The 20170-nt window shown below is 73.2% G+C and carries 14 protein-coding genes; 5 read left to right on the forward strand and 9 right to left on the reverse strand.

Features of this window, described 5'->3' with window-relative positions:
- Window positions 1–35: 35 nt before the first annotated feature.
- Both EIZ62_RS08620 and EIZ62_RS08625 read left to right on the forward strand, forming a co-directional pair.
- Window positions 36–608, forward strand: coding sequence for a DUF742 domain-containing protein (locus EIZ62_RS08620; protein WP_208827828.1), 573 nt, complete (start codon window positions 36–38; stop codon window positions 606–608).
- A complete protein-coding gene (locus EIZ62_RS08625; protein WP_069978110.1) occupies window positions 589–1170 on the forward strand; it encodes a GTP-binding protein in 582 nt (193 codons plus the stop codon). The genes EIZ62_RS08620 and EIZ62_RS08625 overlap by 20 nt, the downstream gene beginning before the upstream one ends.
- 131 nt (window positions 1171–1301) lie before the next feature.
- Here EIZ62_RS08625 and EIZ62_RS08630 read toward each other — a convergent pair whose 3' ends face one another.
- The 4 genes from EIZ62_RS08630 to EIZ62_RS08645 all read right to left on the reverse strand — a co-directional run bounded on the left by EIZ62_RS08630 (window position 1302) and on the right by EIZ62_RS08645 (window position 9852).
- Window positions 1302–1499 carry an acyl-CoA carboxylase epsilon subunit gene (locus EIZ62_RS08630; RefSeq protein ID WP_156692115.1) on the reverse strand — a complete coding sequence of 66 codons (198 nt, stop codon included), beginning with the start codon at window positions 1497–1499 and terminating at the stop codon, window positions 1302–1304.
- Window positions 1500–1511: 12 nt separating this feature from the next.
- Window positions 1512–3095: an acyl-CoA carboxylase subunit beta gene (locus tag EIZ62_RS08635; RefSeq protein WP_156692116.1), complete on the reverse strand. Its 1584-nt coding sequence runs from the start codon at window positions 3093–3095 to the stop codon at window positions 1512–1514.
- 211 nt (window positions 3096–3306) lie between these two features.
- Window positions 3307–5643 carry a polysaccharide lyase 8 family protein gene (locus tag EIZ62_RS08640; protein ID WP_156696289.1) on the reverse strand — a complete coding sequence of 779 codons (2337 nt, stop codon included), beginning with the start codon at window positions 5641–5643 and terminating at the stop codon, window positions 3307–3309.
- 369 nt (window positions 5644–6012) lie between these two features.
- A complete protein-coding gene (locus EIZ62_RS08645; protein ID WP_156692117.1) occupies window positions 6013–9852 on the reverse strand; it encodes an endo-alpha-N-acetylgalactosaminidase family protein in 3840 nt (1279 codons plus the stop codon).
- 224 nt (window positions 9853–10076) lie between these two features.
- On the opposite strand from EIZ62_RS08645, the gene EIZ62_RS08650 reads away from it, so the two are divergent.
- Both EIZ62_RS08650 and EIZ62_RS08655 read left to right on the forward strand, forming a co-directional pair.
- Complete coding sequence (locus tag EIZ62_RS08650) at window positions 10077–11303, forward strand: glycoside hydrolase family 64 protein (RefSeq protein ID WP_156692118.1); 1227 nt, start codon at window positions 10077–10079, stop codon at window positions 11301–11303.
- 138 nt (window positions 11304–11441) lie between these two features.
- Window positions 11442–12686 carry a serine hydrolase domain-containing protein gene (locus EIZ62_RS08655; protein WP_156692119.1) on the forward strand — a complete coding sequence of 415 codons (1245 nt, stop codon included), beginning with the start codon at window positions 11442–11444 and terminating at the stop codon, window positions 12684–12686.
- Between the two features lie 69 nt (window positions 12687–12755).
- Here the strand turns inward: EIZ62_RS08655 and EIZ62_RS08660 are convergent, their stop codons facing one another.
- From EIZ62_RS08660 to EIZ62_RS08675, 4 genes are all read right to left on the reverse strand, one after another.
- On the reverse strand, window positions 12756–14204 hold the full coding sequence (locus EIZ62_RS08660; RefSeq protein WP_156692120.1) for a PQQ-binding-like beta-propeller repeat protein: 1449 nt from the start codon (window positions 14202–14204) through the stop codon (window positions 12756–12758).
- A gap of 126 nt (window positions 14205–14330) precedes the next feature.
- Window positions 14331–15536 (reverse strand): vWA domain-containing protein, encoded by a 1206-nt coding sequence (locus tag EIZ62_RS08665; RefSeq protein WP_156696290.1) that lies wholly within the window; start codon window positions 15534–15536, stop codon window positions 14331–14333.
- Window positions 15537–15775: 239 nt separating this feature from the next.
- Window positions 15776–16999, reverse strand: a complete 1224-nt coding sequence (locus EIZ62_RS08670; RefSeq protein WP_156692121.1) for an AAA family ATPase — start codon at window positions 16997–16999, stop codon at window positions 15776–15778.
- 208 nt (window positions 17000–17207) lie between these two features.
- Entirely contained in the window at window positions 17208–18533 is a 1326-nt protein-coding gene (locus EIZ62_RS08675; RefSeq protein ID WP_156692122.1) for a hypothetical protein, read from the reverse strand.
- A gap of 189 nt (window positions 18534–18722) precedes the next feature.
- Here EIZ62_RS08675 and EIZ62_RS08680 point away from each other — a divergent pair, with 189 nt between their 5' ends.
- Window positions 18723–19328, forward strand: coding sequence for a YceI family protein (locus tag EIZ62_RS08680; protein ID WP_156692123.1), 606 nt, complete (start codon window positions 18723–18725; stop codon window positions 19326–19328).
- Here the strand turns inward: EIZ62_RS08680 and EIZ62_RS08685 are convergent.
- Entirely contained in the window at window positions 19312–20085 is a 774-nt protein-coding gene (locus tag EIZ62_RS08685; protein WP_156692124.1) for a class I SAM-dependent methyltransferase, read from the reverse strand. The two genes, EIZ62_RS08680 and EIZ62_RS08685, sit on opposite strands and share 17 nt — an antisense overlap.
- Window positions 20086–20170 lie beyond the last annotated feature (85 nt).

The raw sequence follows: 20170 nt of genomic DNA on the forward strand, positions 1-20170 counted from the left end.
ACATGGAACCGGTGAACGGCAGTCGAGGAGGAAAAGTGGCAACACCCCCAGGCGGACACCACCCATACGACGGTGCGCACCAGTCGCAGGGTGAGAACGCCCAGAACCGCTTCAACTTCCCCTCGGCACCGAGCGGTCAGGGCGGCTCGCAGCAGCCGTACCAGCAGCCGCAGCCGAACCCCGGTTACGTCCAGCCGCAGGCGCCGCGCACCCAGCCGGTGCAGCAGCAGCGACGGCGCCCGGAGTCCGCGCCCACGTCGGGCAACCACAATCCGCTGGTCCGTCCGTACGCCATGACCGGCGGCCGGACGAGGCCCCGGTACCAGCTCGCCATCGAGGCGCTGGTGTCCACCACGGCCGATCCGTCCCGGCTGCAAGGGCAGTTGCCCGAGCACCAGCGGATCTGCCGGCTGTGCTTCGAGATCAAGTCGGTCGCCGAGATCTCGGCACTCCTCTCCATCCCCCTCGGCGTTGCCCGGATCCTCGTCGCCGACCTGGCGGAGGCCGGACTTGTCGCCATCCACCAGCCCGGCGGCGACGAGTCCGCCGGCGGCCAGCCAGACGTGACACTGCTCGAAAGGGTGCTCAGTGGACTTCGCAAGCTCTAGCGGCGGTGCAGCCCGCTCAACCACCAGCGCGAAGATCGTGGTGGCGGGCGGATTCGGCGTGGGCAAGACCACGTTCGTCGGCGCCGTCTCGGAGATCAACCCGCTGCGTACCGAGGCCGTCATGACGTCTGCGTCGGCGGGCATCGACGACCTGACCCACACCGGCGACAAGACGACCACCACGGTCGCCATGGACTTCGGCCGTATCACCCTGGACCAGGACCTGATCCTGTACCTCTTCGGTACGCCCGGTCAGGACCGCTTCTGGTTCATGTGGGACGACCTGGTCCGCGGCGCGATCGGCGCCGTCGTGCTGGTGGACACCCGCCGTCTCGCCGACTGCTTCCCGGCGGTCGACTACTTCGAGAACAGCGGCCTGCCCTTCGTGATCGCGCTGAACGGCTTCGACGGCCACCAGCCGTACACGCCCGACGAGGTCCGCGAGGCCCTTCAGATCGGCCCCGACACCCCGATCATCACCACCGACGCCCGCCACCGCGCGGACGCCAAGAGCGCGCTGATCACGCTCGTGGAGCACGCGCTGATGGCCCGCCTGCGGTAGGTTCCGCCGACGCAGAAGCCCGCACACCCGATGGTGTGCGGGCTTCTGCGCGTCTGACGGGGACGGTACGGCGAAGGGCCCCGTACCGGAAGCGGTACGGGGCCCTTCGGGGTGCGGGGGCCGCGGTGGGCTCAGCCCTGCCAGGAATGCGGGGCGCGGAAGCCGGACTGGCGCTCCAGGCGGCGCCAGCCGGCGGTGGAGCGGACGCGGCGGGCCGGGCCGGCCGCCGGGCCGGCGGAGGCGCGGGCGAGCAGGATCGCGGTGAGGGCCGCGAGCTCCTCGGGGTCGGCGTTGCCCTTTTCCACGCGGAGCAGGTTGGTGTCGGTCACGTGAGGCTCCTGTTACTGGGGCGGGTTGCCGTGCTTGCGGGACGGCAGGTCGGCGTGCTTCGTGCGGAGCATCGCCAGCGAGGCGATCAGCACGGAACGGGTCTCGGACGGGTCGATGACATCGTCGACCAGACCGCGCTCCGCGGCGTAGTACGGGTGCATCAGCTCGGCCTTGTACTCCTTGACCATGCGGGCGCGCATGGCCTCGGGGTCCTCGGCGTCGGCGATCTGGCGGCGGAAGATGACGTTGGCCGCGCCCTCGGCGCCCATCACCGCGATCTCGTTCGTCGGCCAGGCGTAGGTGAGGTCCGCGCCGATGGACTGCGAGTCCATGACGATGTAGGCACCGCCGTACGCCTTGCGCAGGATGAGGCTGATGCGCGGCACGGTGGCGTTGCAGTACGCGTACAGCAGCTTCGCGCCGTGCCGGATGATCCCGCCGTGCTCCTGGTCGACGCCCGGCAGGAAACCCGGCACGTCCAGCAGTGTGACGATCGGGATGTTGAACGCGTCGCACATCTGGACGAAGCGGGCGGCCTTCTCGCTCGCCTCGATGTCCAGGACGCCCGCCAGCGACTGCGGCTGGTTGGCGACGATGCCGACGACCTGACCGTCCAGGCGGGCCAGGGCGCAGATGATGTTGCGGGCCCAGCGCTCGTGGATCTCCAGGAAGTCGCCGTCGTCGACGAGCTCCTCGATGACCTTGGCCATGTCGTAGGGGCGGTTGCCGTCCGCGGGGACCAGGTCCAGCAGGACGTCCGAGCGACGGTCGGCCGGGTCGTCGCTGGGGTGCGCGGGCGGGTTCTCGCGGTTGTTGGAGGGGAGCATCGACAGGAGGTAGCGGACCTCCGCGATGCAGGTCTCCTCGTCGTCGTACGCGAAGTGCGCCACGCCGGACGTCTCGGCGTGCACGTCCGCGCCGCCGAGGCCGTTCTGGGTGATCTCCTCGCCGGTGACCGCCTTGACGACGTCCGGGCCGGTGATGAACATCTGCGAGGTGTCGCGGACCATGAAGACGAAGTCCGTCAGGGCCGGGCTGTAGGCCGCGCCGCCCGCGCACGGGCCGAGCATCACGCTGATCTGCGGGATGACGCCCGATGCGCGGGTGTTGCGCTGGAAGATGCCGCCGTAGCCGGCGAGAGCGGAGACGCCCTCCTGGATACGGGCGCCGGCGCCGTCGTTGAGGGAGACCAGCGGCGCACCGGCCGCGATGGCCATGTCCATGATCTTGTGGATCTTGGTGGCGTGGGCCTCGCCCAGCGCGCCGCCGAAGATCCGGAAGTCGTGCGCGTAGACGAAGACCGTCCGGCCCTCGACCGTGCCCCAACCGGTGATCACACCGTCGGTGTAGGGCCGCTTGTTCTCCAGGCCGAAGCCGGTCGCCCGGTGCCGGCGCAACTGCTCGACCTCCTGGAACGAGCCCGGGTCCAGCAGCAGCTCGATGCGCTCACGGGCGGTCAGCTTGCCCTTGGCGTGCTGCGCCTCGGTCGCCCGGTCACTCGGGCCGCGCAGGGCCTCCTCGCGCAGGGCGTGCAGCTCGGCCACACGCCCACGGGCATCGGTCGGCTCGCCCTGGGTTTCGTCCACAACGGTCATGCATCGACCCTACGAAGTCGACCAAGAAAATCCGCAGTCGACTCTGCACAGTCTCCCGACCCATCTGCTGTGAGCCCTGGACAGAACCGCGCCGCGGTGCAGCCCTAGTGCCAGCGTGGGACCCCCGGCGGTTGTGGAGATCCCACAATAGGCTCAGATGGTCACCGTGCGGCTGGGCCGGATGGTGGGCAGGTGGCCCCGTGCGGCCGGGTCACGTGATCACCGTGCAGCCGTGGCCCGCGCCCGCCGTCCCGGGAGCGATCCGCAGCCGCAGGAGGCGGCCCGTCGCGAGGACCTCGACCGAGGGGTCGTGGGCCACGACACGGCGCACCCGGTGGTGCCAGGTGATCTCCAGGGGGCGTCCGGTGCGGGGCGGCTCGCTCGCACGGACCGTGACGGTGCGCCCGCGCCGGCGGACGAGGACGCTCGCCGGGGCGCTCGCGGTCAGCGGCCCCACCGTACCGGGCCGCCAGAGGTTCGCGGCGGTCAGGCCCAGCGAGGGGACGGTGACGGCCTGGGCGGCGGCGGTGTTGTCGAGGACCTCCAGCCAGTGCGGGTCGTACGCGCGTGCCGCCACCGTCCGGCGGGCCGCGCCCGGCATCAGGAGATAGGCGTACGAGGCGTCCGCCGGATCGGTGCCGTGGTCGAGCCAGAGGGTCTGGTAGCGGCGGGTGCGGCGCTCGGTGGTGGACGTGGTGTTGATGTCGCGCCAGGCCCCGGTGCGGTCCTCGCGCAGGGTGCGGAGCCCCGCCGCCCCGCCGGGGAAGACCCAGCCGCCGTGCCCCTCCAGGTGGGCCCAGCGCGAGCCGGGCCCGGTGGTGAACCGTGCGTCGCCCGCCTCCCCCAGGTTCCGGTTGTCGACGACCGTCTCGACGGGGACGCCGTCGGCGCAGGAGATCCCCGCACCGAGACAGATGATCGTGTCGGCGGCGCAGAACCAGGACTTGCGGGCCTCCAGGGTGGAGCCGAGGCCCTTCAGGTGCTGCCCGACGGCGGCGAACTCGCCGTCCGTGACCCCGCCGACCCACTGGACCGCCGGCTTCGGTACGCCCCACTCGCCGCCCGCGCGGTCGGGCAGCCGCTTGGTGGAGACCGTCGTACCGGGCAGCCGGTAAAAATCGACGGTGGGCCAGAACCAGTCGGTGTACTGGGCGTCGGCGCCGAGGGCGGGGGCGGATCCGGGGGCGGCGCCGGGGCCCCACCAGTAGAGCATTCCGGCGCCGGTGTGCCAGCCGCGCGGGTTCTCGCCGTTGCCGCACTCGTAGTACGCGATCCGCTCCGACGCCATGGAGATGCCGGCCGCCCATCCCGGGCGGCGGTGCACGGCCCGGTCCATGGCGGCGAACAGGGTGTGGCCGACCGGTTCGGGCGCGGCGGGCACGGGTGAGGCGGCGACGGCGTGGAGCCGGGCGAGGTCGGCTACCCCGAACTGGGGGGCGGTCAGGACGGGGCTGACCGTCTCCCGTTCGATCCAGCCCTTCACGCGCGCGTGCCACCGGTCGCGCTCGGCCGCGGAGGCGCAGCCGGCGAGGAGGGCGATGGCCGCGATGATGCCCTGGCCGTGGAAGTGGTCGCCGCGCAGGGTGCCGCGCGGGTCGTTGCGCAGGATGCCCCGGCTGATGGCACGTCCGCTGACGCCGTCCATCATCAGGCCGTTGTACAGGAGGGGCGCGTAGGCCCGTTCGACACTGTCGAGGACGACCTGCCGGTTGGGGTCGGTGACGGCCCACGGCGAGTCGGCGAGCAGCGCGAACAGCCGCCCCAGCCCGTCGAGCATCACCTGGCCGTACGTACCGGAGTAGGGGACCCAGGTGTGCTGGACGAACGACCCGTCGGCGTAGAGCCCGTCGCCCTTGGTGACGTAGGGGAAGACCGGGGAGAGCGCGTCCCGGGCCAGCGCGAGTTTCGCGGGGCTGCGGCCGAGGACGCCGCGCAGGGCCACCGACCGGCACAGGTCCACCCGGTTGGCGCCGGTGGACGTGCCGCTGTAGTCGCCCAGCATGGCGTCGGGGACGAAGTGGTCGACGGCGGCGCAGGCCGCCTCGGCCCGGGCGGGGCCGGCGGCGTCGTACAGGGCGGCGACGATGTCCATCAGGAGGCGGGGGCTGCCGATCTGCCACTCCCACCAGTTGCCGTAGCGGGTGGTGGTGGGGTTGTAGACGCGCGCGGAGAGATGGTCGAGGCCGGTGAGGACGTCGCGGAGGAGCCCCGGGTCACCGGTGTGACCGGTGCCCGGCTGAGCGTAGGCCTGGGTCATGGTCCACAGGCGGTGGTAGCTCTGGGTGATCCCGGAGGGCGGGTCGAAGGCGTACCCGGGCCACAGCGAGGTGGCGGTGGGTGCCATGGAGGCGCGGTACCGGGCGGCGAGGTCCCCCGTCTCGGCGAGGCGGGAGGCGTACGGTTCGGCGGCCGGGTCGTAGCCGGTGCCGAGCTGGAGGCCGAGCCAGCGCAGCCGCAGCGTCTCGAAGTCGTCGGCGGGGGTCTGGGTTGGAGGGTGGATTGGGGGGTGGGTCGGGGGGTGGGCTTGGGCGGGCACGGCGAGTCCCATCGCTGTGGTTGATGTTGCGGCGGCGGCGGTGGCCGTGGCGGTGAGGAAGGTGCGGCGGGACCAGTGGGGTGGTGTCGGTGGCACGGAGAGCCTCCCGGGGGGTGTGGCGTCAACGGCAGCATGGCAGTGGTGTGGGCGGTGGTTGCGGTGTCGGGCGGTGTCTGTTGCCGGTGGGGTGACGGCGCCCGCCGGTGGGGGGGCGGTGCCCCTCCGGGCTCGCCTCCTCGGGGTCGGCGGCCCCGGGTACGTGGCAAGGGAGCCCGGCCTGCGCCGCCAACCCCTGCGGGGGCGACCCTGCACGGCCCCACCCCGGTTCGTCGGCCGTGTGCGGGTGGGCGGTGGGCACGGGCCGGCCCGGTGCGTTGGTGGTCATCCGCAGTGGAAGCGGGCGTTGCCCCAGTCGGCGTGGTCGTTGCCGTTGCCGTCGCCGCCGTCACCGACGGCCAGGCCCACGTACGCGGCGCCCGAGACGTCCGCGCTCAGGGACCAGGCGGCGTCGCTCGCCCGCAGGACCGGGGAGGCGGCCCTCTCGGTCCCGTCCGCCGTGACCGTGAACCGCACGCTCCCGCGCGTTGTCTGGGCGTCGTCCACCCCGACCTCGGCGGTGAACGCCGTGCACCGGCCGCCCAGGTAGTAGCGCACGGTCGCCGGGGCGTGGGTGCCGAGACCCTTGGCGTACGCCACCCCGCCGATCCGCAGCGGGGTGCCGTCGCCCGCCGCCGTCCCGCCGTTGGACAGGTCCCGCTCGACCGGGCCCCAGCCGCTGCGGGCGGACGCCCAGTCCAGGTCGCTCGCCCAGGCGTCGGTGACCGGCGGGGGCGGCAGGGTGCGCACCGGGGCGGTGGCGGTGACGGTCCGCGCCGCGCCCCCGGCCGTGTACGCGGCGGCCACGTCGAGCCGGTACGTCCGGTACGGGGCGTCCGACGGCGGGGTCACCCGCCAGGTCGCGGTCCCTCGGCCGCCCGGGCGGACCGCGCCGGGCGTGACCGGGCCGGCCGGTTCGGCGGTCCAGCCCTCCGGGAGGGTGAGCGTGACGGACGGGCTCACGGCGGTCGTCTCGTCGTTGGTGAAGGTCGCCGTGACCTCGTTCGCGCGCCCCGGCTCCAGGGCGGCGCCGGCCGCGAGGGCGAGCGTGCCGCACGCGGGGCGCTCGGAGTCGGCGACCGGGCCGAGGTCGGTGACGGTGAACCGGTCGAGGACGAAGTCGGCGCCGTCCGGGGCGCCCTCGCGCTTGCGCAGCCCGGTCCAGGTGTCGCCGCAGCCCGCCGTCACGGTCTCGGCGAAGCGGCCGGTGGTCCGCTGCTCGCCGATCGGGGTGCGGCGGGTCTCGGTCGGGCGGGCGGCCCCCTCGGTGAGCCGGTCGTACCCGGTGACCCACTCGTACGCGCCCGCGTGGCTCGACTGGTGGTCGTACTCCACCCGGTAGCGGTGCCCGTCCTCCATCGGCACCGTCCAGGGTGCCGTGCGGTAGACGAGGCCCGCGTTCTCGTCGTGGGACTTCAGGGACTCGCGGCCGTCCAGGACGTCGTCGACGAGCTTGCCGTTCCAGCCCGCCTGCGTGTACGGGGCGTGCACCTGACTCACATGGGTGCGCGGGTCGTTGGTGCCGCCCGCGTCGCCCTTCAGGAACGGCCCCCAGCCCTGGTCGACGGCCTCGAAGTCCTCGTACGGACTTCCTTTCCGCACGGCCGGCGCGTTCTCCACCACCCGGACGTCGTCCACCCGCACCCGGGCGCCGCTGCCGCCCTCCGCCGTGACCGACAGGGTCGCCGTACCGCTGTCCGGCGCCGTGAAGTGGACCTTGGCGCGCTGCATCGCGGTGCCGTGCCAGTCGGACGCCGCGATCCGGTTCGGGACCGTGGAGCGTTCGACGGTCACGGACGCGGCTCCGGCCGTCAGGGTCGTACGCCGTGACTCGCCCGGCTCGACCTCGATCCAGGCGGACGCGCTGTACCGCTTCCCCTCGGTGAGCCCCGTGATCCGCTGGGCGATCCCGGCGCGGCCCCGGCCGGTGAGCGCCGCGCTGTTGCGGCCCCGCTCGTCGGTGTGGCGCGCGACCGCCCCGGTGGTGGTCCAGGCGCCGAGCCGCGCGTCGTTGAAGCCCGGGTCACCGACCGGGGTGCCCTCGCCCCACCGTACGGGTGGCTGCGCGGGCGCCCGGCGCGGGTACAGGACGTAGGCCTGGCCGGCGGTGGCGGTCAGCGTGATCCGGCCGTCCTTCCCGGCCCGTACGGTCCCGGCGGCGACCCGCCCGTTGTCCGTCAGCCGGTGGACCGTGTACGTGCCCGGCGGCACCCGCCACGTGCTCGTCCCACCGGCCCTGTTGTAGTGGTACAGCTTCTTCCCGCCGTCCCAGGGCAGCAGGTACCGGTCCCCGTCCAGGACCTTGCGGCCGTGGTCGTAGAAGGTCCGCCTGCCGTCCTCGACGGTGCCGCGCACCCCGCCGGTGAAGGTGATGTGGTTCCCGTTCCAGCGCATGATCTTCTGCCGCTGGAGGTACTTGGCGGGCAGGTTGTTCCGCCAGACGTTGGCGAGGAAGGCCGGGTAGTCGGTCTCGCCGGTCCAGCCCTCGAACTCCTCCAGGGCGGTCCGGCCGAGGACCGGGTCGTCGTTCCAGACGTCCTTCTCGCCGTTGCGGATGAACCGGATGATCCGCGAGTTGAGGCCCTTGTTCGTCGCCCCGCCGTAGTCCAGGTCGTTGGCCCAGTGCGACCACAGGGACGCCCGCTCGAACGTGTCGGACCACTCGGTGGCGACGTTCCAGCCCTGCGCCCGCACGGCCTGGAGGGTCTTGTCCGCGATCCAGCCGTGCGTGTAATAGACGTCGATGTAAAGGAAGCCGAGATTGGGGTCGGTCTCGTTCCGCAGCCGCTGGAGACGGCGGGGCAGGTCCCCGCTGTTGATGTCCCGGCGCTGGTCGATGTAATAGCTCTGGTTGAGCCAGTTCCAGCCGGGTTTGTTCTTGTCGACGAGGGTCTCGCTGAAGGCACGCGCCTCCGGGTACGACTCGGTGGCGTTGACGTGCACCCCGAAGGTGGCGCCCCACTTCTTGCCGTTGCGGAGGAGGTGGTTGAGGTCTTCGAGGCCTCCGGCGCGCTTGTTGTAGTTGCCGCCGTAGTCGGGGTGGGCGGAGTCGTGGCCCTCGGAGCCGTAGCCCTTCAGCACCGCGAGCTGGCCGAGCCCGTCGGTGGACAGGGAGATCCGCTTGACGTCGTCGAGTGTGCGGGCGAAGGGGTGGGTGGCCTGGCTGGCGAAGTTGAACGGGATGTGCGTGACGACCCGGTCCGGCGTGCGCGCGCCGCCGGGCGCCCGGACGCCGATCGTCCGGAAGGCCACCGCGCCGTCCTGCCAGTCGACCCGCCGGTCACCGTTGACGTCCGGGGTGACCACGACCTTGGCCCACGGCAGGTCGCCGCCCCGCTCCGGCGCGGGCGCGCCCGCGCCCCGGTGGGTCCACTGCCCGGACCGGACGCCGACGCGGACGCTGCCGTCCGCCGCCCTGCGGGCCTGGTGCCAGAAGCGGGCGTCGTCGCCGTTCGTGGGCCCGGCCGGCGTGTCGTAGCTGGAGTTCGACTCGACGGCCGCGGCCAGGGCGGCGGTGTTGACGATCGCGTAGCTCGCCCCGACCGCCGCCGGGTCGGTGGGCGTGTCCGGTGTCACGGTGCCGAAGACGTCGGCGGTACGCGTCGAGTCGGGGTCCAGCCGGGTGAAGGCGGTGGCGGCGCCGGGCTCGGTGGAGCCGACCGACACCAGGTCGTGCCCGGGTACGTCGATGGTGCCGACCCGGAAGCCGGCGGTGTCCCGGACGCCCGTCACCCTGAACGTGGTGGCCCGGCCGGAGACGGTGAGCGACGCGTCGATCGTGACACCCGGCAGGCCGGGGAAGCCGAGCGTGTAGCGGGCGCTCGTGGCGGTGACGACGGGACCGGCGGTGAGCCGGACCGGGTACGCCGTGCCGTTGAGCGTGACGGCGGTGACCGGACTCGTACTGCCGAGGAGCCGCGCCCCGCTCGCGCGGTCGGTGTACGAGACGACCCGCGGGAAGTCCCGGGCGACGGTGACGGACAGCTGCGGCGAGCCGATGAGCAGGTCCTGGCCGGGGGCCGGGGGCGGTGGATCGGCGGTGGCCGGCACCGCCAGGGCGAACACGGCGGAGGAGGCTGCGGCGAGGGCGGCCGCCGCGCGGCGCGAGCGGGATCGTGGCGACATGGCCACTGGCGTAGCGGTCGCCTCACAGCACCGTCAACGGAACGGACCCGGCGCGGCGACGCCAGTCCAACCACGCCCTTCGTTAGTCCAACTGGCGTCAAGAGCCGTCAAGTTGTGAAGGAACAAGAAATCTGAGAGCGCTCTCAGTCGCATCTCTTGACGCCCATGGTGAGCGGCGCCAGAGTGAGCGGCACCCACCCCCCACCCACCCCGGGAGTGCCCCCATGTCCTCACGCATCCCCCGCCGCGCCCTCCTCACCGGCACGGCCGCCGCCGCCGCGGCCACCGCCCTCGGACTGCGCGCCGGCGCCACGGCCTCCGCCGCGCCCGCGACCTGCGAACTGGCCCTGGAGAACCGGTCCTTGCCCGGCACCGTCCGCGCCTACGTGACCGGCCACGAGCAGGGCACCGGCCGCTGGGTGCTGCTGCGCCCGGGCGGCGGCGTCTACCGCCCCGAGTCCCCCGCCGCCCCGATGACCCCACTGCCCGTCGACTGCGCGATACCGCTGCGCCCGGCGGGTGCCGGCCCCGTCGTACTGACGCTCCCCCAGATGTACGGCGCCCGCGTCTACTTCGTACGCGACAACAGGCTCGACTTCTTCCTCAACCCCGGCCCCGCCCTCGTCGAGCCGGCCTTCGCCACCCCGTCCGACCCCAACCACGGCCGCGTTTGGTCGTTCGCCGAGTTCACGTTCAACCCGCAGCAGCTGTACGCCAACATCAGCTACGTCGACCTGGTGACCGCCCTGCCCATCGGCCTCACCCTCACCGGCGACGCCACCCACACGGTGGCCCCGCTGCCGTCCGGCGCCCTCCAGCGGATCGCGGACGGGCTCACCGCCCAGGCGTCGCGCGACGGCCGGCCCTGGGACAAGCTGGTGGTCCGGTCCGGCAACGGCTCGGTCCTGCGGGTCATCTCACCGCAGAACCTCATGGCGCCGTACTTCGACCGCCCCGACCAGATGCCGTTCCGCGACGCCTTCACCGGCTACATCGACCGCGTCTGGCAGAAATACCGCACCACCGACCTGCGCATCGACCTTCAGGGCGGGCGCGGCGTGCGGGCCGGCCGGGTGAACGGCGACGTGCTCACCTTCAGCGGCGGACACACCTTCAACCGCCCCACCTCGAAGGACGTCTTCACCTGCAACCACGGGCCCTTCGCCAACAACCCCGGCGACTCCGACGACCGCAAGGCGCTGCTCGCCCGGCTCGCCGCCGGTTTCAACCGGACGACGCTGCTCACCCACGCCGACCAGCCGAACGGCCCGGCCCCCTCGGACTACTACCGCGACCCGTCCACCAACCACTACGCGCGCGTGGTGCACGCCAACACCCCCATCGGGTACGCCTTCCCGTACGACGACGTCCGCCCGGACGGCCGGCCCGACGTCTCGGGCGCCGCCCACGACGGCAACCCGCGCCGCTTCACACTGACGGTCGGGTCGTAGCGGCGCGGGGGGCCTCGGGGAGGGCCTGGGAGCGCCGAGGTTCTCCCCGGGCGAAGAGCTTGCCCCACACGGGCGGGTTGCCGGAGCGTACAGGCGTTTTGTCAGCCATCGCGACATTCGTCCCCCCATAGTGCGGGCATGACACGCACCTCCTCCCGTACGCGCACCACCGTCCGCGCCTGCGGTGCCCTCCTGTCCGCCGCCCTCCTCGCCGCCGCGCTCCAGGCCACGGCCGCCCCGCCCGCGTCGGCCGCGAAGCCCGACGGGCGCGGCGGCCCCGAGTGCGTGAGGACCGAGGGCCCCCTCCGCGGCGACGCCGCCCGGGTCATGGACATCGTGCGCAAGGCCAAGGGCGAACTCCGGCTCAAAGCCGTGAACGTACGGGTCGTCGACGACGGGCGCGAGATCGTCACCGACGCGCTCGGCGAGTCCATGACGAACGTCCCGGCCACGCCGGACATGCACTTCCGGGCCGGCTCGGTGGTGTTCTCCTACCTCGGCACGGTCCTCCTCCAACTGGTCGAGGAGGGCAGGGTCGGTCTCGACGACACCGTGGACCGCTGGCTCCCGAGCCTGCCGCACGCAGACAAGATCACCCTGCGGATGCTGGGCAGCGCCACCAGCGGCCTGCACGACTACGTCACCGACCCGAAGTTCGGGGCCGTACTGGAGGCGCACCCCTTCCGCCAGTGGACACCGAAGGAGCTGGTCGGCTACTCCCTCAGCCACCCGCTCTGGTACAAGCCCGGCACCAACTGGAGCTACTCGCACGCCAACTTCGTCCTCCTCGTCGCCGCGCTGGAGAAGATCACCGGCACCCGGGTGGACGAACTGGTGCGGCAACGCGTCACCGGGCCGCTGGGGCTGCACGACACCCGCAACAGCTTCACCCCCGACATCCCGGGCCCGGTCCTGCACGCCTTCACGTCCGATCGCGGACTGTACGAGGAGTCCACCTTCTGGAACCCCTCCTGGACCACCGCGCCCGGCGCCGTCATCACCAGCCACATCTGCGACCTGGCGCGGTCGGCCGAGGGCATCGGCAGCGGCGAACTCCTGTCGCGCCACGCCTACCGCACCCTGCTCGACCCGGGCACGGTCGGCCTCGGCCGCGCGACGAAGACCTGCCCGGCCACCGTCTGTCTGAAGCAGACCAAGGACCACCACTTCGGGCTCGGGGTCCTCGTGGTGAACGGCTGGGTGGTCCAGAACCCGTCGTTCTCCGGCTACGCGGCGATCAAGGCGTACCTGCCGTCCCAGCGGCTCGCCATCGCCGTCACCGCCACGCAGACCGCGACGACGCCCGACGGCAACACGGCGGAAGTGGTCGCCGAGCACATCGCCGCCGCACTGGCGCCCGGCGTCCCCCTGACGGTCCAGTGACGGCCGGCTGACGGCGGCCGGCCCTGTCGCCCGCCGCCCCGGCCGGGGCGGCGGGCCCGGCCGTACCGGTCAGCCGGCGGGCGGGAACACGAAGAAGCCCTTCTCCGTGCTCATGTAGCCGTACCCAGACCGCGAGAACAGCGGGACGTACTCCTCCGGCAGGCTCTTGGCGAGCACCTTCTTCGTCCTGCCGTCGACGGCGAGGTACACCGTCTCGCTGAACTGGTCCTCCTTCGTGACGCCGTACAGCACCCCGCCCGGGGAGAACCGCAGCGGCTGCATCGCGTTCTCCTCCTCCTTCTGCTTCCAGACCTCCTTGCCGTCGGCGGGCTGCCACACGGCCGTGCCGTCCTTCGTCTCCGCGGCGGCCAGGGTGCGGTCCGGGGAGAGCACCGAACGGCCCTCCATGTCGACGGTGTCGTGCGGGCTGTCGGCGTAGGAGTACGTCGTGGAGCCGCCGAGCTGCTTGCCGCTCGCGAGGTCGTACGTCGCCGTCACCCACGTGTCGGGCGACAAGGCACTGACGCCCCACGCGGTGAGGATCTTGCCGTCGCGGACCTCCATGACACGGAGGTTGCCCGTGGTCCGCTTGCCGTCCGTCAGCTCCACGCCCGCCGGCGGGGTGACGTCCGCGGTGCTCCACACCTTCTTGCCGGTGGCCAGCTCCGTCATGACGAGCTGCTCCGGCTTGTTCTCGTAGTTGGACGCGTTCTCCACGTGGAAGGCGTACTTCCCGGTGATCAGCGGGGCGTGGGCCTGGCTGCCGTCGATCTGGTTGCTGCGCGGGTCGTACGAGCACGACGCCAGCTGGCCGGTGCAGGTGACCTTCCGGGCCGCTCCGCCGTCGATGGGCGTCAGCTTCAGGCTCTCGTCGCCGTCCTGCTCGATGACGTGGCCCTCGGCGACGTGGAACTTGTCGCCCTCGCGCTGCGCCTTGCCCAGCTCGGTGCCGTCGCTGCCGTAGACGGTGACCGTGGTGGTGGTCTTCTCCGCGCTCAGGCCGTCGGACTCCGTGGTCGCCCCGGCGAACACCGCCACCGCGCGGACCCCGTCGTGCCACGTGGTGGCGGCCACCCGGTCGGTCGTCACCTTGAGCGTCTTGCGCACCTCGCCCGTCTTCACGTCCCGGAACTCCAGGGTGACCGGTTCGGGGTCGTTGCTGAAGTGGAGGGTGCCGACCGAGCCGTCGATCGGGTCGTCCGTCCCGTACTTCTCACCCAGGGCGTACGCGCCCTCGGCGTCCTTGACGAAGAGGAACGTGTCGCCCAGGTCGATGGCGTTGGCGTTGGCGCCGGCCAGACTCCACGCGGCCTTGGCGGCGAGGCCCGGCACCGCGGGCCCGCCGTAGGCCGGCCCCTGAGGCGCGGCGCCGCCGCCGGAACCGGCCGCACCTCCGGAACCGGCCGAGCCGTTGTTCTTCGGTGCGCCGGCGGGCTCCTCGCCGTCGGACGAGCCGCAGCCCGCGACGAGCCCGAGCGACAGGACCAGACCGGCGGCCATCACTGTGTACTTGTTCATGTCCCCGTTGGTTTTCGCAGGTGATCTTGATGTGCTCACGGCAGCATAAGTGTGCGCCGGGACGGCCACCGACGAAGGCAGGGATCTTTACCGCCCCGACACACCGGGACACCGTCGCAGGGGCGTTCAGCCGATCGTGACGACCCGCGCCCACGGCGGCGGGCCCTCCGGGCGGTAGTCCGGGTCGTCCTCGTCGACCGGTCCGGCGGGGCGCGGGAACAGCCCGACGACCGTGCGGCAGGGCGGCTGCGCCGAGGGCCACGGCGTCTGCCCGTCCGTCAGCGCGACGATCACGTCCGGGCGGGGGCGCGAGCGGAGCGCCCGGGTGAAACCGGACCGCAGGTCCGTTCCCCCGCCCCCGATCAGCGCCATGCTCTCCGCACGGCACAGCGGGACCGCCACCCGGGCCGCCGCGTCGCACGACACCACCGACACCAGATCGCGCCGCCCGCCCACCGCTCGCGAGATCGCCGCCACCTCCAGCAGCGCGCCGCCCAGTTCGGCGTCACTCACCGACCCCGAGGTGTCGATCACCACGCACACCCGGGGCGGTTTGCGGCGCAGGCTCGGCAGGACCACCCCGGGGAGCGTGGCCGCGCGGCGGGACGGGCGCCGGTACGTGTGGTCCTCGCCCACCCCCGGCGCGCCCGCCGCCGAGCGGACCGCCGCGCCCAGCAACCTCCGCCACGGCTGCGGCGGGTGGAACGCCTCGTCCGCCCACCTGCGCCACCCCTCCGGCGCCTCGCCCGGCCGGCCCCTGATCCCCTCCGCGACCCGGAAGCGGACCGCGTCCCGCTGCTGCCGGGTGAGCCCCCGCGCCCCGTCGGCCCCCAGCTCCCACGGCCGCCCCTGGCCGTCCGCGCCACCGCCGCAGTCCAGCCACGCCAGGTCCGGGGAGAGCCCGGACATCGACGCCGTACGCAGGTACTCCTCCATCAGCAGCCCGGTGGGCAGCCGCAACAGCGACGGCAGCACGGCGCCGGTCGGCCGGGGCAGGCCGTCACCGTAGATGTCGTCGTTGATCTCGAAGTCTGCGGCGATGTTCCGCCGCAGCCGCTCGAACGGCCCGTACGCCTCGTGCTCCCGTGCGTACCGCTCGCCCCGGCCGTGGTGGTCCCGCAGCAGGTGTGACACCTCGTGCACCCAGACGCCCGCCAGCTCCTCCACCGGCATGCGCGCCACGTAGGCGGGCGACACGTAACAGCGCCAGTGCGCGTCCACCGCCATCGTCGGCACCGACCGGTCCTCCACCACGTGCAGGGCGAACAGCGCGTCGGCGAGGTAAGGGCGGGCCTTGGCCGCGTGCAGCCGCGCGGCCATCAGCTTCTCCAGGTCCAGGGGGAGTACGGGGGTGTCGGCCGGGCCGCCGGACGGGCCACCGGGCGGGTCCGTGAGCCCCGGTCGACCCGGCTGGCCCGGCTGGCCCGGCGGGCCCGGCACGGTGGCCCGGACGGGGTGGGGTGGTGAGGGTGGTGCCATGGGGCGCGGCAGGGGGCGGGGTGCGGGGGGTGGTGCGGGGGTCGGTGCGGGGCGGTTCGCCGGGGGCGGGCCGGGGCGCGGGGCCGGGGGCGTCATCGGGGCGTGCCCTCGGCCGTGGCCCGGGCCAGCGACCGGTCGGCGCGGCGGGCGAGACCGACGACGGCGGCCAGGCGGTCCATGGCCGCCGGCACCTCCCAGTCGTCGCGCCGCAGCGCGGCCAGCGTCGTGGCGGGGGCGACCAGCAGGTCGGGGGCGCCGGTCTCCAGCGCCCGTACCAGGACCGCCCAGCCGGCCTCCCAGCGCTCCCGCTCCGGCCGGGCGCCGACCGCCGCGATCACCGCCTCCAGGGCCGCCTGGCGCAGGTCGCCCCGCTCCGGGAGCTCGGCGGAGGGCGGGTCGGCGAGCAGCGCCTCCGGGTCCGGCAGCTCCATCCGGTCGAGGTGGGCGAGGAGTTCGAGCCCCGGCCCGTCCCCCACGGCGCCCCGTACGAGCAGCGCCAGTACGTCCCGGGAGACGGAGGCCGCCGTACCGAAGGCCAGCAGGGTCAGGGCGGCCTCCCAGCTCCGGGGCGACGGCCAGGCACCGCCGCGCCGCGTCTCGGTGCTCGGCAGCCGGTGGATCAGTGTCGGGCGGGCCTCCAGGAAGCCGCACACCGCGCGGCGGGCGTACGCCACGGCTTCCGGCAGACGGTCCGGGGCCAGCCGGGGCAGCTCCGCCCGGGGCCAGACGCCGCCCAGCCCGCGCACGACGACGTCCCGGTCGTGCACCCAGTACAGGTGCACGAACCGGTTGGCCAGCGGCGGGCTCAGCTCCCACCCGTCCGCCGCCGACGCGCGCGGATTCGCGGCGGCCACGATCCGTACGCCCGGCGGCAGTTGGAGCGCGCCCACCTTCCGCTCCAGGACGACCCGCAGCAGCGCGGCCTGGACGGCGGGGGTGGCGGTGGACAGCTCGTCCAGGAAGAGCAGGCCCTTTCCGGCCCGTACGAGGTCGACGGCCCACTGCGGCGGTGCCATCGGCACGCCCTGCACCGCCGGGTCGTCGCCCACGATCGGGAGCCCGGAGAAGTCGGACGGCTCGTGGACGCTGGCGATCACGGTGGTCAGCGGCAGCCCGAGGGAGGTGGCGAGCTGGGTCAGGGCGGCGGTCTTGCCGATGCCCGGCTCGCCCCAGAGCAGTACGGGGAGGTCTGCGGCGACCGCGAGGGTGAGCGCCTCGAGCTGCTCGTCGGGGCGCGGCTCGGTGGTGGTCTCGCGGAGGCGGGTGAGGAGGTCGCCTGCGAGGGCGAGTTGGGTGGTCGTGTTCGTGGTCGTCATGGGATCACCTGGGTGTGTGTGAGAAGGGAGCGAGGCTTGAGGTGGCGCGGAGCCCGGTGGGGGTGGGGCGTGGCCCCTCCGGGCTCGCCTCCTCGGCGCCGGCGGCCTCGGGTGACGAGTGAGGGAGCCGTGTCGACGCCGCCGACGCCTGCGGGGGCGACCCTGCACGGCCCCGCCCCGGCCGTCCGGCGGCTGCGGACCGGAGGTCTCAGGAGGTCGCGCCGGTACGGGGTCGGGTTCGGCTGGTCCGCTTGCGACGGATGGGGAGCGGTGTACGGCGGTCGAGCCGTGGGCGGTGGCCGGTGGCGGCGGGGTGGTCGTCGGTCAGGCCGGAGCGGAAGAGCCCGTGGTCGACGCGGCGGGCGGCGGCCGACTCCAGCTCGTCGCGGAGCGGGCCGTCGCGCAGTACGGCACGGGGGCCGAGCAGCCCCTCGACGACGGCCAGCGCCCCGGTGACGTCGCCGTGGCGGAGCCGCTCGCGGACGGCGGGCAGTGCCTCCGGGTTGCGGTGGACCGCGTCGATCGCCCGCAGGCAGGGCAGGGGCGGCCCTCCGAGTGCCACCAGCAGTTCCTCGCGGCGGAGTTGGGCGGGGTCGTGGTCGACCGCCGTCAGTACGCCGTCGCAAAGTGCGATCCGGTGGATCTCACCGCGGCACTCCACCCGGTGCGGGTCGCGGAGGGTGGGTGCGATGACCGCCTCCGGGCGCACGGGCAGTGCGGTGGCGACGAGCGGGTGGAGTCGGTCGGTCGTGAGCAGTCCGTGCCGCAGCAGCTCCAGGTCCGGCAGGACGCGGGCCGCCGCCTCCGGGAGGACCGGGAGCGCCGCGACCTCGTGGGGCGGTGGCCTTTCGGCGAGCGGCCGGTAGGTGGGTGCGTGGCTGTCGTCGGGGGCGACGAGTTCGTACACCCCGGCCCTGCGGGGAGCGAGCCGTACGGTGAAGGCGCCGCGGCTTTCGGTTCGCAGCAGCGTTTCGGCCGCCGCGGCCCAACCCCGGTGGGCCCACGGGCCGTTGTGGTCGTGGTGGTGGCGTGCCAGCTCGCCGCTGCGTGTGGCGTCCCAGAGGTGCCGGTGCAGGTCGAGCCGGAAGCGGCGGTCGGGGTGCGGGTGGGGGTGGGGGGTGTGGCGGCCGGGCCCCGACCAGAGGGCCAGGGACATCCGCTGTCCGGCGTCGGCCCGGGCCGGTGGCGTGCGGACGACGAGGTCGGCGGCGCCGTAGCGGGCCAGGGTGACGGTGAGGCCGGGTCTGAGCCGCCCGTCGGGGGCGGTCCGGGGCATGTGCCAGCGCAGCAGGTCGGGCGCCAGGCGGCGCAGGTCCGCGCGGAGGCGGGTGAGCAGGTCGGTGCCGTGGCGGTGGCGCACGGCGCGCAGATCGAGGTCGATGTCGACGCGGGCGGCGGCGGCAGCGCCCGCCCAGTCGCCGGCGGCCCTGCGGGCGGTCGCGGTCTCGATCATGGACGGTGGCACGGCGTACTCGCGGACGCGCTGCCACATCAGGAGGCGGGTCGGAATCCCGGTCGCGGGGTGGAGCGCCATCAGCACTCACCTTGCGCGAACGAGTCCCCCATTCCGTACGAGGAGGTGTTCATCGCGGTGATCTTAGCCAGGCCGGTCGGGACGTGTCAGCACGATTTCCGCGAGCGATGTGGTTGAAAGTTGAACGGAATAGGTCTACGGTGGGTTTCGTTGAAGCTTAAACAACGCCACCGAAGGAGAATCGTCACCATGGGTATCTTCAGCCGCACCGCCACCGCGACCGCCGCCACCAACACCGCCGTGGACCCGGCCCTGGCCGCCCTGACCGGGACGTACACCATCGACCCGGCACACAGCGGCATCGGCTTCACCGCCCGCCACGCCATGGTCACCAACGTCCGGGGCGCCTTCGCCGAGTACGAGGGCACCCTGAACCTCGACGGCACCGACCCGGCGGCCTCCAGCGCCTCCATCGACGTCAAGATCGCGTCCATCGACACCGGCAGCGCCGACCGTGACGGCCACCTGCGCAGCGCCGACTTCTTCGACGCCGAGCAGTTCCCGCTGATGACCTTCCGTTCCACGAGCGCCGAGGCGCTGGGCGGCACGGACTACCGCATCACCGGCGACCTCACGATCAAGGACGTCACCAAGCCGATCACCATCGACCTGGAGTTCAACGGCGCCGCCAAGGACCCCTTCGGCAACGAGCGCGTCGGCTTCGAGGGCAAGGCCGAGCTGCTGCGCTCCGAGTGGGGCCTGACCTGGAACGCCGCGCTGGAGACCGGTGGCGTCCTGGTCAGCGACAAGATCAAGCTGACGTTCGAGATCTCCGCGATCAAGAACGCGCGGTGACCGGCTTCCGGGCCTCGATGAGCGTCCGGGACGAGTGAGCGACAAAGGGACCTTCGGCCTCGATGAGGCCGTGCAGGTCCCTCAGTCGTTGCCGGTACTCCGCCACCGTGAAGCCCGGCACCGTCCAGATCACCTTCCGCAGGAAGTAGACGACCGCGCCGACGTCGAAGAACTCCATGCGCAGGCGCTCCATGCGCACGTCGGCGATCTCCAGCCCCGCCGCCCGCGCCTGGGCCGTCTCCTCGTCCGGGTGCCGCTTGCGCCGCAGGTCGCCGGAGAGGGGGCCGAGGAAGAACTCGATCAGCTCGAAGACCGTCTCGGGCCCGACGTGCTGCGCGAAGTACGTCCCGCCCGGCCGGAGCACCCGGGCGATCTCCGTCCACCACACCGTCGCCGGATGCCGGCTCGTGACCAGGTCGAACGCCCCGTCCGCGAACGGCAGCGGCGGCTCGTCCGGGTCCGCGACCACCACCACTCCGCGCGGGTGGAGCAGGCCGGTGGCCTTGGCGACGTTCGGCGGCCAGGACTCGGTGGCCACCATGGTGGGCGGGTACGCCGCCGCGCCCGCCAGGACCTCGCCGCCGCCCGTCTGGATGTCCAGCCCGGCGGACGCGCCGGCCAGCCGCTCGCCCATCAGCCGCTGGTACCCCCACGAGGGGCGCTCCTCGGTCGCCCGGCCGTCCAGCCAGGAGAAGTCCCAGCCGGAGACGTCGGCGGCGTCCGCCTCGGCGACAAGATCCTCGAAAGTACGTGACATACCGTCACTGTACGAACTCGCACCACACGATCTCGCCAGGGCTCCGCACCTAGCTTGTCAGTTGGCGCCATCCGCCAGACAGGTC

This window comes from Streptomyces ficellus (assembly GCF_009739905.1).
Taxonomy (GTDB): Bacteria; Actinomycetota; Actinomycetes; order Streptomycetales; family Streptomycetaceae; genus Streptomyces; species Streptomyces ficellus_A.